Raw genomic sequence first — 12996 nt, 5'->3', positions numbered from 1 at the left:
GCTTGCTTTGGTGCCAGATTGTAGTTGGTAAAAGTATAGTAATAGTGCCAGTTTTAAACCTATGCTTTATCATCTTTACTACTTTAATCAAACTGGCTATATGTTTAACAAGCACCGCAACTCCTTGTAACGGAATCAGGCAGAGAGCCCTGTCGAGAACGGGTAATACTACTTTGTCTGGTTTGGTATCATACAAAAGCCCCGCTGAAGTATAACCTTCAGCAGGGCTTTGTTTAATTCAGAGACTAAGCTAAGTCTTACTTCTTATAAACCTGTTTACCATTCAGGTAAGTATACAGCACCTGTATGCCGCGCATTTCTTCAGGCTTTACTTTCATCAGGTCCTTATCTACAAGTATAAAATCGGCGAATTTACCGGCTTCTATGCTTCCTTTTTCCTGTTCCTCAAAGTTAGACTTGGCAGCCCAGATCGTCATGCCTTTTAGAGCTTCTTCACGGCTTAAGGCATTCTCCATCTGGAAACCAGCTGATGGCCAATTTTTAGCATCCTGACGCGCTACCGCTGAATGGAATGTATAGAATGGGTTGATATCTTCTACCGGAAAGTCTGTGCCGAGCGGAATATAGCCATTCTGCTGCATCAGCTCTTTAAAGGGATAAGCATGTGTGATGCGCTCTTTACCTAACCTGTCGCCGGCCCAGTACATATCCGAAGTGGCATGTGTTGGCTGCACCGACGGCACAATGCTGAACTGGCCAAACTTGTTCATATCGGCCGGGTTGATGATCTGCGAGTGCTCAATTCTCCAGCGCTTGTCGTTTTTGCCGCCCAATACTTCTCCGTAAATATCCAGCAGCAAACGGTTGGCAGAGTCGCCGATAGCATGCGTGTTCATCTGGAAACCGTACTGGTTCATCAGCTTGGCCAGGTCACGGAACTCCTGTTCCGATGCCAGTAAAAAGCCATAATGGTTGTGCTTGTCAGCGTATGGCTTCAGCAGACTGGCTCCTCTAGAACCAAGTGCGCCATCAGAATAGATTTTGAAAGAGCGAACGTTTAGCCTGTCGGTTTTGTAAGGACCATTCTTGAAATAGTGATCCTGGTTTTCTTTGCTTGGGTTCAGCATCGCGTATACGCGCATCTGCAATTCACCCTTTTGGTGCATGTCGTCTATCAGGTCTACTGTAGCTTTATCCAAGCCGGCATCATCCACAGAAGTTAAACCAACGGCAAAGCAGTTTGCTTCTGCGGTTTGCAAAGCCTGGCGCTTAACTGCCTCATCAGCCTCCGGTATTTTACTTGATACCATATCAATGGCATTGTCAACTAAAATACCAGTCATTTTGCCACCTTCTACCTCTACAAGGCCGCCCACCATTTTAGTTTTAGGGGTGATGCCTGCTAAATCAAGTGCTTTCTGGTTAACTAAGGCGGCGTGGCCATCTATACGGGTAAGTATAACAGGCACGTCCGGGAACAACTTATCTAAAGTATCCTTTGTCGGAAATTCCTTTACAGCCCAATCGTTTTGGTCCCAGCCGCGTCCAGTTAGCCACTCGGTGTTCGGGTACTTTTGGCGCTGCTCCGTTACCTTCTGCACCACTTCCTTAAACGATGTTGTGCCTACAAGGTCGGCAGATTGCTGGTCTAAACCGTAGCGGTAGAAATGTGCGTGGGCATCAATCAAACCAGGATAAACTGCTTTACCTTCAGCATCCAGTTCTTCGGTGGCTTTATACTTGGCCCGTATCTCTTCTGATGTGCCTACAGCTATAATCTTACCGTCTTTCACGGCAAAGGCCTGGGCAGTATCAAAGTTTTCGTTTACCGTATAAACTGTGCCGTTGTACACAATCAGGTCGGCTGCTTCTGAGCCAGTCTGGCTGCTGGTGCAACTGCTTAAGGTAGCGCCGCCCAGTAACAGGGCAGCTGCAAAGGTGCGTAAGGTTTTGGTCATAGGAGTGGGTTAGCTTATTACTCGAAGCGCATGTGCTTCACAGAGTCACCTGTGTTTATCAACTCTGTTAAAGAGTCGATGCCGATGCTCAGGTGCTTCTCAACATAATTTGTGGTTACCAGTTTATCGCTTTCAGATGTTTTCACACCTTCCGGGATCATGGGGTTATCAGAAACCAGCAGCAGCGCACCGTGAGGGATCTCGTTTATAAAGCCTACTGTAAAGATAGTGGCCGTTTCCATATCGATGCCCATCGCGCGTATCTGGCGCAGGTATTCTTTAAAGTCCTCGTCGTGCTCCCAAACACGGCGGTTTGTAGTATAAACGGTGCCGGTCCAGTAGTCCATTTCGTGCTTTTTGATCATAGACGAAACCGCACGCTGCAGACGGAACGATGGCAAGGCAGGGATTTCAGGTGGAAGGTAGTCATCTGATGTACCCTCGCCGCGGATAGCCGCAATCGGAAGTATAAGGTCGCCGATCTGCGTTTTGCGCTTTAAACCACCGCACTTGCCTAAAAACAGAGCAGCCTTTGGTTTAACAGCCGAAAGCAGGTCCATTACGGTTGCAGCCATGGCACTACCCATACCAAAGTTAATGATGGTGATGTTGTTGGCCGTAGCTGTTTGCATCGGCTTGTCCAAACCGCGTATCTCTACACCGAACCTGTCGGCAAACATTCTTACATAGTTAATAAAGTTTGTGAGCAGAATATACTCGCCAAACTCATCGAGTGGCACACCAGTATACCGGGGCAACCAGTCGTTTACTATTTCTTCTTTGGTCTTCATAATGTCAAAGTAAATAAATTGATATAAAAAATCCGCCTTGGTAGCGGTACTACTGGGGCGGAGCGTAAGAAAATGGCTAAATTGCGATATGGATGCACTCAATTTGCCACCATTTGATTACAAAATTACAAAATCTGGCGTTAATTACCTGATTTTTGATGCGCTGCGCCGAAAAAACGTGGTGCTAACGCCAGAAGAATGGGTAAGGCAGCATTTTGTACACTACCTGATTGGTACGCTGGGTTATCCTAAAGGCCTTATTAGTATAGAGCGCGGCACCAGCTACAACACCCTGCAGAAACGCACCGACCTTTGCATCTATAACCAACACGGCAACCCCCACTTACTTGTAGAGTGTAAAGCAGCCTACGTGCCCATTACGCAAGATGTTGTAAAACAGGTTTCGGTTTATAACCAAACCCTGCAGGCAAAGTATGTAGTCATCACCAACGGTTTACAGCACTTTTGCTGGCAGGTAAATTTCGAAACCAGGAAGTTTGAGCCGCTGCAGGAGATACCGAGATGGGAAGTATGAATGTGTGAATGAGTGAATAGTTTTCCTGTCATTTCGAACACGCCTGAGACGCGAGTCGAAAGGGGCAGCGTAGTTGAGAGAAATCCGGAGCTCTTCTCATTTCCACAATATTTCAGATTTCTCCCGAAGGTCGAAATGACAAAGTGGAGCTTGTTCAAGTGTATTCACTCATCCACTCAATCAAAATTATTCCAAATAGAGCCTGTTGTTTACCATCCCGCTTCTGAAATACTGTACGTAAGCTTTTAGCTGCTGCTCAGCAGCCGGGGCAGGAGAGGAGGCAGGTGCAAAATCCGGGAACGTATAAAACCGCACCTGATCATCTAATGTAAGTTCTGTAACCACATTTTGCTGCACCAGGAAGTATGAGTTGCCGTTAAAAAGCAAAGCATTGCCAGCCTCTGGCGCATCAAGCAGCGATTTGCCAAAGGGAAGTACTTTGCTTGTGTTGATATTCAGGTAATCCACTACAGTAGGGAAAATATCGGTATGCTGGGCAATTTGCGTTGGGTTTATACTTGCCAGCTGTTTGCCCGGGTGGAAAAGCAGCAGCGGCACACGGTAATAACCCAATTCATTTTGATAGGCCGGGGCTATACTTTTCTGCGTATGGTCGGCGGTAAGTATAAACAGCGTGTTATTGTACCAGGGCTGCTTAGAGGCTGTTTTGAAAAACTCGCGCAAAGCATGGTCTGCGTAGCCGATAGATTCGTGTATTTCCAATTCGCCTTTCGGGAAGCGGCCTTTATACTTTGCCGGCACCGTATATGGCTGGTGCGAGCTAAGCGTGAACAGCGTGGCAAAGAATGGTTTGTTGTAGTCGTTAAGTTTGGTTGCCACATACTGTAAATATGGCTCGTCAAAAATGCCCCAAAGCCCATCAAAGTCCTCGGTGCGTTTTTCAGATGGATACTCATCCAGGCCAAAATATTCCTGCATACCCGCCTGCTTTGAGAAGTTGTTGAAGCCCATGGTGCCGTTGGCTGCTCCATGGAAAAAGGCGGTGCTATAGCCTGCTTCCTGTAAAACGGTACCCAAGCCATATATTTTATTTGCCTGGTAAGTAGAGGTAATATAAGGCTCTGGCATAAGCGATGGTACGCCAGATAAGACCGATGGTAAAGCCTCTATAGACTTACGACCATTGGCAAATGCATTATTAAATAGAACACCCCGCGTGGCTAGAGAATCAAGGAAAGGGGTATAGCCCTGGCCATTGTTAAGTGCGCCCACATACTCTGCAGCAAAGCTTTCAAGTATAATGATAACAACGTTCTCTTTAATTGGCTTACCGTCTTGCTGGTTATACTTTGCCGGATCGAAAGCAAGGGCTGCCAGCAGGCTTTGCTGATCCGGGAAATAGTTTTTCTGCTCCAGTTGCGGCTGGCCAATGCCTTTTATAAAAGTAAAAGGGCTGTTTAGCGACAAATGACCAAGCGCTGCTGGCTCAAGTATAAATGCATGGCTTACGCGCAAAGGCTTTAGTTGCCAGCCACCACGTATGGCCAAAACAGCAAGTGCAGCCACAAATAAAAGGCGCATACAGCGTAGCAGCACATTTTTCTGAAAAGTGAAAGGTTGCTTTAGCGTAGGGTACGCCTTAGCCAGCAGGTACACTACAAGTATAAACCCGAGCACGATAACCCAGTAGTTCTGCATCAGCTGGCCTAGCTGGTCTGCAATATCGGCTGTGATGGTGGCTACTTCGTTGCTGGAGCGCTTGCCTATAAACTTAAAGAACTCAATATCTACTAAAGCAAGGGCAATAAAAGGAGCGTTGGTTAGTATAAACCATACTTTAAGCACACGCTGGTAAAGCGGGTGCAACGTATTGCCCCACGGGAAAAGAGACAAAAGTATAAACGGCGCGTTAGTAGCGGCAATGGCAGCAAAGTCGAAGCGCAGGCCATACAGAAACGCCAGTAATGTTTGGCTTGCTGATGCCTCTGCAAAAGTGCTGTAATTAAAAGTATAAAAGGCGATTCGCAGCAGCATGTAAACGGCCAGAAGTACCCCCAACCGACGAAGCAGCAGCTTAAAAGAACTATCGAACATTAACGAGTGATGTATTTAAAAATGCAGCTAAAGTATGGCCGCAAAGTTAGTTTAACTAAGATCGTGAGGTAATCAGCAGCGCTATACCCAGCTACAAAGATACAACCAAAATTACTCATAAAAGAAAAGCGCCTTCCCAACCACAGTCAGAAAGGCGCTTTAAGTATGAATGTGCTTAGCTTATGCTAATACAGTCTCAACTGGAGTATAGTCAAGGCCAAAAGCCTCAGCAACACCTTTGTAAACAACTTTACCTTTTACTACATTCAAACCTAGCTTCAGCTCGTTGCTGTCAGCGCAAGCCTGCTTCCATCCTTTGTTCGCTATCTGGATTGCGTAAGGCAAAGTAGCGTTTGTAAGCGCAAGCGTAGAAGTATAAGGCACCGCACCTGGCATGTTTGCCACGCAGTAATGCACCACATCATCAATAATGTAAGTCGGGTTCTCGTGTGTAGTTGGCGTACAAGTCTCAATACAGCCACCCTGGTCAACGGCCACGTCAACTACTACAGTACCTGGGCGCATTTCCTTCAGCATTTCTCTTGTGATCAGGTGAGGAGCCTTAGCACCAGGGATAAGAACAGCACCAATGATCAGGTCATGTGTAGGAAGTAGCTCACGGATGTTATATTCATTCGACATGAACGTGTTCACGTTGGCAGGCATGATATCATCCAGGTAACGCAGTCTTGCCAGGTTTGTGTCGAGTATCGTAACATCAGCACCCATACCGGCAGCCATTTTAGCAGCGTTAGTACCTACTACACCACCACCCAGGATCATAACCTTGGCAGGGCGAACTCCTGGTACGCCACCAAGCAATATACCACGGCCTTTAAGCGGCTTCTCCAGGTATTTAGCACCTTCCTGAATAGACATACGGCCCGCAACCTCTGACATAGGTACAAGCAAAGGAAGGCTTCTGTCTGGGCGCTCAACTGTTTCGTAAGCAAGGCAGATAGCTTTTTGCTTGATCATCGCGTGCGTAAGCGGCTCGTAAGAAGCAAAGTGGAAGTAAGTGAACAACAACTGGTCTTCCTTAATCAGGTTGTACTCAGACTCAATCGGCTCTTTTACTTTGATGATCATCTCAGCGATGGCATATACTTCCTCAATGCTAGGAAGGATAGTAGCACCGGCACCTGTGTACATCTCATCAGAGAATCCGCTACCATCACCAGCAGTAGACTGTACATAAACTGTGTGGCCATTGCGCACCAGCTCAACTACACCAGCAGGAGTTACACCTACACGGTTCTCGTTATTCTTGATTTCCTTAGGAACACCAATAATCATGTCGTTCTTAATTTATAGTAAATGTGTTGGTATTAAGTTAATAGTTGCGCAAATATACATTAAGTTACCTTAAATAAAAGGGCAAAAGCAGAGAGCTTGCTAAGGGATTGAATTTGAGGTAGAAATTGGCGGAAAAGAGTGCAATTTCTGAGGCGTGAAACATGAAAACCCTAAAGCCTATAAATGAAAAAAGGCAGCGATAAAATCACTGCCATTAGTACAAAATAAAACTATGAAAAAAACTATCTGAAAGGTGTTGGCTGTGCGCCTTCCCTTAACATATTTTTTGAAGCCAGGCTCTCTACAACATTCGCCTTTAGCGTTAGCTTAAGATCTGGCATAACTATATCATTTGAAACAACGGTTACTACCTCATTTTGCTCCTTTAACATCGTTGGAACGTAGGTAAGTTCCAAAGTTGCTGTTTGTCCGGGCTTTATCGAGGGTTGTGAAACCTGGTAGCTTACACAGTTGCAAGCTGCCCTTACACCTTGTATAACAAGCGGCTGGCGTCCGGTGTTTTTAACCGTGAATTTCGCAACTGCTTTTTGGCCTTTTTCAAGTTTGCCAAAGTTATAATTAGTGCTTCCAACTGCCAAACGCGGCGACATTGCTTTTTGTTCCGGTGTGTAGCTGGTTTTCAAATCTTTTGGTCCAACATCGCCTTTTATGTACAAAACCTGGATAGGAGTTGCCGCATTAGACGTAACGCTGATGGACTTATGAAACGGGCCCGGCCGGCCTGTGCTATTATACATTGCTTTAATCGTGCCAGTTTTTCCCGGCAAAATCGGGTCTTTGGTCCAGCTTGGTGTGGTGCACCCGCAAGATGGCTGTACCGCCGAAATAATTACAGGCTGAGTACCTACATTTTTAACTTTAAACTCGTAAGCAGCCTGTGTGCCTTCGGCAATTGTACCGAAATCATGCGTTTCTTTTTCAAACTTTAGCTCGCCCTGCGCATTTGCTGTGCCAAAAGCAAATATAAGGCAAAGAAGCAATATCAAGTAAAGATTTCTTTTCATATGCTTAAAGGAAGCAAAAATTTAGCAAAAAAAGTTCGGTTATGTTCAAACTAGACAAATATAATAAATATTTTATCAATAACGGCAACTACAATCTTGTATCTAACTGTGGCCTAACTGCCTCAAATTTGAATTTAGGCGAATCTTCTGTACTTTTGACAGTATTAAATACATTTGGTTTAAAAGATAAAACATGCAAACTGCTGAAGCATCTATAACTCAAAGACTAACAGCTGAAGATATACTGAACGACTACCGTATTGCTTGGGAAAGCCGACAGGCCAGCCTGGCAGGACGCAAAGAAGTGTTCATGGGCAAAGCCAAATTCGGTATTTTCGGGGATGGTAAGGAAGTGGCGCAACTGGCAATGGCTAAGTTCTTTCAGAACGGCGATTTCCGTTCAGGCTACTACCGCGACCAGACCTTTATGTTTGCCATTGGTGAGTTAACGCTACAGCAATACTTCGCACAGTTATATGCCCACACCGATGTAGAGGCAGAGCCATCTACAGCCGGCCGCGCCATGAATGGCCACTTCGGCACGCGTTTACTAGACGACGAGGGCAATTGGAAGAACCTGACAGAAACGAAAAACTCCAGCTCAGATATATCGCCAACAGCTTCTCAAATGCCACGCTTGGTGGGTTTGGCTTATGCCTCAAAGCTGTATCGCCAGAATCCGGAACTGCAGCACCAAACCAACTTCTCTGTAAATGGCAACGAAGTGGCTTTTGGTACGATCGGGAATGCATCTACCTCGGAGGGTATGTTTTTTGAGGCGATTAATGCCGGTGGTGTACTGCAGGTGCCCATGCTGGTTTCTGTTTGGGACGATGGCTACGGTATTTCTGTGCCAGCGGAGTACCAAACCACAAAAGGAAGTATTTCTGAGATTTTAGCCGGTTTCCAGCGCAACGCCGAAGGAGAGCAGGGCTACGAGATATTTAAAGTAAAAGGCTGGGATTACGCTGCTCTTTGCGAAGCCTACGAAGCCGCTGTACGCGTTTGCCGCGAGCAACACGTGCCGGTGCTGGTACACGTAGAAGAGCTTACACAGCCACAAGGCCACTCTACCTCAGGTTCTCACGAGCGTTACAAATCCAAAGAGCGTTTAGAGTGGGAAGCGGACTTTGACTGCCTTAAAAAGATGCGCGAGTGGATCCTGAGCACAGGAATTGCAACCACAGAGCATCTGGATAGCATCGAAGCAGAAGCTAAAGAGGCGGTTAAAATAGCCAGAGGCAATGCCTGGAATGCCTTTGCAGACGCCATCAAGGCAGATCATCAGGAAGCACTTACATTATTAGATAACCTGGCAGCTGCCAGCGAGCATATTACTGAAGTTGCCACAATTGCCGAAGAACTGCGCAAAGTAGGCACCCCAATCCGTAGCGATGCGGTTAGAGCAGTAAGGCGTGCACTACGCTATGTGCGCGACGAACGAAACCAGGCTAAGCGTGAACTGGTAGAGTGGCTGGAGCAAAGTATGGGCGAAAATGCCGATCGTTTCAACTCTTACTTGTTTAGCCAGTCTGAAGAGTCGGCGCTGCAGGTAGAGGAGGTAAAGCCAGAGTTTGACGATAACTCGCCTGTGGTAGATGGCCGTGAGGTGTTGCAGGCCTGCTTTGATGCCATACTTGCCCGCGACCCGCGTGTATTTGCCATTGGAGAGGACGTAGGTAAAATTGGAGACGTAAACCAGGCATTTGCCGGCTTGCAGGAAAAATACGGTGAACTGCGCGTGACCGATACCGGTATTCGCGAGTGTACGATCATCGGGCAGGGTATAGGTGCTGCCTTACGCGGCCTTCGCCCCATCACAGAGATTCAGTATTTAGATTACCTGCTCTACGCCATCCAGATTTTGTCTGATGATGTAGCCTGCTTGCAGTACCGCACAAAAGGTGGCCAAAAGGCTCCTTTGATAGTGCGTACACGCGGGCACCGCTTGGAAGGCATTTGGCATTCTGGCTCGCCGATAGGTATGATTTTACATAGCATCAGAGGCATGCACGTACTGGTGCCACGCGACATGACACAGGCTGCTGGTTTCTACAACACGTTGCTTAAGTCGGATGAGCCGGCACTTGTAATTGAGTGCTTAAACGGCTACCGCCTGAAGGAGCGTATACCAAACAACATTGCTGAGTTTACGGTGCCACTTGGTAGGCCAGAGGTTCTGAAGCAGGGCTCTGATATCACCATCGTGACATACGGTTCTATGTGCCGCATTGTGCTGGAGGCAGCCAAACAACTGGAAGAATTTGGTATTTCTGCTGAGGTAATTGACGTACAGACTTTACTGCCATTCGATATTGAGCATGTAATAACAGACTCCATCCGCAAAACAAACCGGGTATTGTTTGCAGATGAGGATGTGCCTGGTGGCGCTACAGCTTACATGATGCAGCAAGTAGTAGACGAGCAAGGCGCCTGGAGGTACTTGGATTCGAAGCCGCAATGCCTGTCAGCGCATGCGCATCGTCCGCCATACTCCTCAGACGGTGATTATTTCTCAAAGCCAAACGCTGAAGATGTGTTTGAAACTGTTTATGAGATACTGAACGAGGCCGATCCTGAGGCTTTCCCTAAGATATACTAAGTATTTCTGAAGTATAAAAGAGAATCCCCGGTAACGAAAGCTGCCGGGGATTCTCTTTTATACTTTGATATTTTAGGGAAAACGAAGCTATATGCCTGTGTAACCTAGGCGTTTTATTTTGTAAAGAGCTTGATTGGCCTTGTTTCGATGATATTGCTCTTATTGGGTGTTGGTGTGGTGCGGTCGTAAATAAAGATATTAAACTTTACTATCTCGCCTTCTCTAAATAAGTCTGAGGTAATGTTAAGGCTATACTTTATCTCGCCCTCCAGCGGCTCTATGCGTTCGTCAGGAGAAAGCCGTGGAAAGCGCCCACTAAAGTCAAATCCTTCTACGGGGAAAACATACTTCACAAAAACTGAGTCAGAGGAGCCTATCGCTACTGGCTTTTTAATAAATAACTCCGTGATAAAGTTGTTAAAGTACGGAGAACCAGGGTTAAACGGTGGCTGTTTGTCTGTTTCGCCTGTCCTGGAAAGACCCAGATTTCCATCGCCGTCCTGGTAACCGATAACCAGCACAAGAGAGTCCCGCTTTATACCAAATTCTTCGAAATGGAATTGCTCTACCCGATTGAATTCTATTTCGGGTTCGTTAGGGTACGTAGGTTCTTCGCGGCAAGAGCTTAGTGTAAGCGCCAGAAACGAAAGCGCAGCACCATACTTTAGCAGATATCTCATGTAGATTCTCAGAAAATGAAGCTAAATTTACTAAATCAAACGCATACAATATAGGAATTGTTGTAAATTCTTTAGATGAACTTTAAAGCAGAATTCATACAGCAACTGCACCAATCTCAGCAGTTTAACTTTGAGGAAAAAGCGCTGCAGCTGTTTAATTACCAGGCGCAGCACAACTCCGTTTACAAATTATACCTGCAGCAGTTGGGAGTAAAGTTGCAAGACGTACAGCAACTGGAGCAGATTCCTTTTCTGCCGATAGAGTTTTTTAAAACCCACGAAGTGAAAACCGGGGATTTTGAGCCGGAGGTAACCTTTTACAGTAGCGGTACTACAAAGCAGAGCCGTAGCAGGCATTTCGTATCGAACCTAAGCTGGTACACCCGCACCACGCACCTTATTTTTGAGAAGTTTTACGGGCCGCTGCAGGACTACGTGATTTTGGCCCTACTGCCATCATACCTGGAGCAGGGCGGTTCATCGTTGGTGGCAATGGCAGATTATTTTGTAACGCAGTCGGGGCAGCAGGAAGAGGGCTTTTACCTGCACGACCACGACAAACTTTTGCTAAGTATAAAAGCTGCCAAACAGCGAGGCAAAAAAGTACTTTTGATTGGTGTATCGTATGCTTTGCTGGACTGGGCTCACAACTTGCAGGGCCGTGAGGACTTTAGCGGTGTAACTATCATGGAAACCGGAGGCATGAAAGGCCGCCATCGCGAAATGATCCGGGAAGAGCTGCACGCACACCTGAAACAGGGTTTTGGAGTAGAGGCCATTCACTCAGAGTATGGCATGACGGAACTACTCTCGCAGGGCTACTCCAAAGGCGAAGGCATTTTCTGGCCCGGCTATAGTATGCGCATCCTGCTCCGCGACCTCAACGACCCATTCGACATACGCCCTGACCACCGCTCTGGCGGTATCAATGTGATTGATCTTGCCAATGTGGATTCCTGCGCTTTTATAGAAACCAAAGACATTGGCCGTTTGCACCCTGATGGTAGTTTCGAGGTTTTGGGCCGTTTTGATAATTCTGATATCAGAGGGTGTAATTTACTTATCGCATAACATCCTTCTTCCGGAAAGCCCGTTTATACCTGCCATGGGATACCTTGTTTTTATTGCATTGGTAGCAGGCATGTGCCTGCTTTTTTATAGATGGGCTACACGCAAAGCGCGCAGCCGCAAAAAGGTGCTGGCGCAGGAGTTTCCGGCAGCATGGCGTAAAATTTTAACGGATAGGATTGGCTTTTACCATACTTTAAAAACCGACGAGGACAAATCTCGCTTCGAGAAGATGCTGCAGTTGTTCCTTTCCGAGAAGCGCATTACCGGTATTCAGGTGGAGGTTGATGATACGACAAAATTACTTGTAGCTGCAAGCGCAATCATTCCTATCTTCGGTTTCAGGGATTGGGAGTACCAGAACCTGGGCGAGGTGTTTGTTTTTCCGGGAAGCATCCAGAAATTTAAAGACCAGGAGAGTGAAGCTGTTTCAGAAGTTTTAGGCCGGGTTAACCCTTTTCAGAACGACCACTACGTAACGCTGTCTAAGCCTGCCCTGGAGCGCGGTTTTAATGACATGGCCGACCGCAAAAATGTTGGCATCCACGAATTCGCACACATGCTGGACCAGGCCGATGGAGAGATAGATGGCGTACCGGAAGCATACTTGCCTGCAGAGCTGGTGCAGCCGTGGCAGGAACTGATGTATCGCAAGATCAGAAGTATAAAAAAAGGAGAGTCTGATATTAACGATTACGGTGCCACCAGCGAGGCGGAGTTTTTTGCTGTGGTAACGGAGTACTTTTTTGAGAAACCGGATCAGTTGGCAGAAAAGCACCCTCGGCTTTACACCTTGCTGACAAAGATCTTCCATCAAAACCCTAAGCGGAGATTTCGCATCAATTTCAGGGAACTGTTAAACCCCTACGGAAAGCGCCTTGGCCGCAATGAGGCATGCCCTTGCGGTAGCGGCGAAAAGTATAAAAACTGCTGCCTCGGCAAAAAACAGGCTGCTTAGGTTTGGTATTTATACTTTGTCCTGAAGTATGGATTCAACTGTCTCTTACAGCAAAGTATAAGTAGTA

At 46.7% G+C, this 12996-nt stretch carries 10 protein-coding genes; 4 read left to right on the top strand and 6 right to left on the bottom strand.

Annotation, left to right across the window (positions count from 1 at the left end):
* Window positions 1-257: 257 nt before the first annotated feature.
* Together Q1A23_RS11255 and Q1A23_RS11250 are read right to left on the bottom strand one after the other, a co-directional pair.
* Window positions 258-1919, bottom strand: coding sequence for an amidohydrolase (locus Q1A23_RS11255; RefSeq protein WP_299823333.1), 1662 nt, complete (start codon window positions 1917-1919; stop codon window positions 258-260).
* 17 nt (window positions 1920-1936) lie between these two features.
* Entirely contained in the window at window positions 1937-2710 is a 774-nt protein-coding gene (locus tag Q1A23_RS11250) for an AMP nucleosidase (protein ID WP_299823330.1), read from the bottom strand.
* An 88-nt stretch (window positions 2711-2798) separates the two neighbouring features.
* Here Q1A23_RS11250 and Q1A23_RS11245 point away from each other — a divergent pair, with 88 nt between their 5' ends.
* Window positions 2799-3245: a type I restriction enzyme HsdR N-terminal domain-containing protein gene (locus Q1A23_RS11245; RefSeq protein ID WP_299823329.1), complete on the top strand. Its 447-nt coding sequence runs from the start codon at window positions 2799-2801 to the stop codon at window positions 3243-3245.
* A gap of 186 nt (window positions 3246-3431) precedes the next feature.
* Here Q1A23_RS11245 and Q1A23_RS11240 read toward each other — a convergent pair whose 3' ends face one another.
* The 3 genes from Q1A23_RS11240 to Q1A23_RS11230 form a co-directional block, all read right to left on the bottom strand.
* Window positions 3432-5300, bottom strand: a complete 1869-nt coding sequence (locus Q1A23_RS11240) for an LTA synthase family protein (protein WP_299823328.1) — start codon at window positions 5298-5300, stop codon at window positions 3432-3434.
* Window positions 5301-5480: 180 nt separating this feature from the next.
* On the bottom strand, window positions 5481-6596 hold the full coding sequence (gene ald / locus Q1A23_RS11235; protein ID WP_299823327.1) for an alanine dehydrogenase: 1116 nt from the start codon (window positions 6594-6596) through the stop codon (window positions 5481-5483).
* 242 nt (window positions 6597-6838) lie between these two features.
* Window positions 6839-7621: a DUF1573 domain-containing protein gene (locus Q1A23_RS11230; RefSeq protein WP_299823326.1), complete on the bottom strand. Its 783-nt coding sequence runs from the start codon at window positions 7619-7621 to the stop codon at window positions 6839-6841.
* Between the two features lie 193 nt (window positions 7622-7814).
* Here Q1A23_RS11230 and Q1A23_RS11225 point away from each other — a divergent pair, with 193 nt between their 5' ends.
* On the top strand, window positions 7815-10223 hold the full coding sequence (locus Q1A23_RS11225; protein ID WP_299823324.1) for a thiamine pyrophosphate-dependent enzyme: 2409 nt from the start codon (window positions 7815-7817) through the stop codon (window positions 10221-10223).
* Between the two features lie 113 nt (window positions 10224-10336).
* Here the strand turns inward: Q1A23_RS11225 and Q1A23_RS11220 are convergent, their stop codons facing one another.
* Window positions 10337-10903, bottom strand: a complete 567-nt coding sequence (locus Q1A23_RS11220; protein ID WP_299823322.1) for a hypothetical protein — start codon at window positions 10901-10903, stop codon at window positions 10337-10339.
* A gap of 75 nt (window positions 10904-10978) precedes the next feature.
* Between Q1A23_RS11220 and Q1A23_RS11215 the strand changes: the two genes are divergently transcribed.
* Both Q1A23_RS11215 and Q1A23_RS11210 read left to right on the top strand, forming a co-directional pair.
* Window positions 10979-11974, top strand: a complete 996-nt coding sequence (locus tag Q1A23_RS11215) for an acyl transferase (protein WP_299823321.1) — start codon at window positions 10979-10981, stop codon at window positions 11972-11974.
* A gap of 34 nt (window positions 11975-12008) precedes the next feature.
* Window positions 12009-12929 carry a zinc-dependent peptidase gene (locus Q1A23_RS11210; protein ID WP_299823319.1) on the top strand — a complete coding sequence of 307 codons (921 nt, stop codon included), beginning with the start codon at window positions 12009-12011 and terminating at the stop codon, window positions 12927-12929.
* The last annotated feature ends 67 nt before the right edge of the window (window positions 12930-12996 follow it).

This window comes from uncultured Pontibacter sp. (assembly GCF_947492645.1).
Classification (GTDB): domain Bacteria; phylum Bacteroidota; class Bacteroidia; order Cytophagales; family Hymenobacteraceae; genus Pontibacter.
This window is presented reverse-complemented; position numbering and strand designations above follow the sequence as displayed.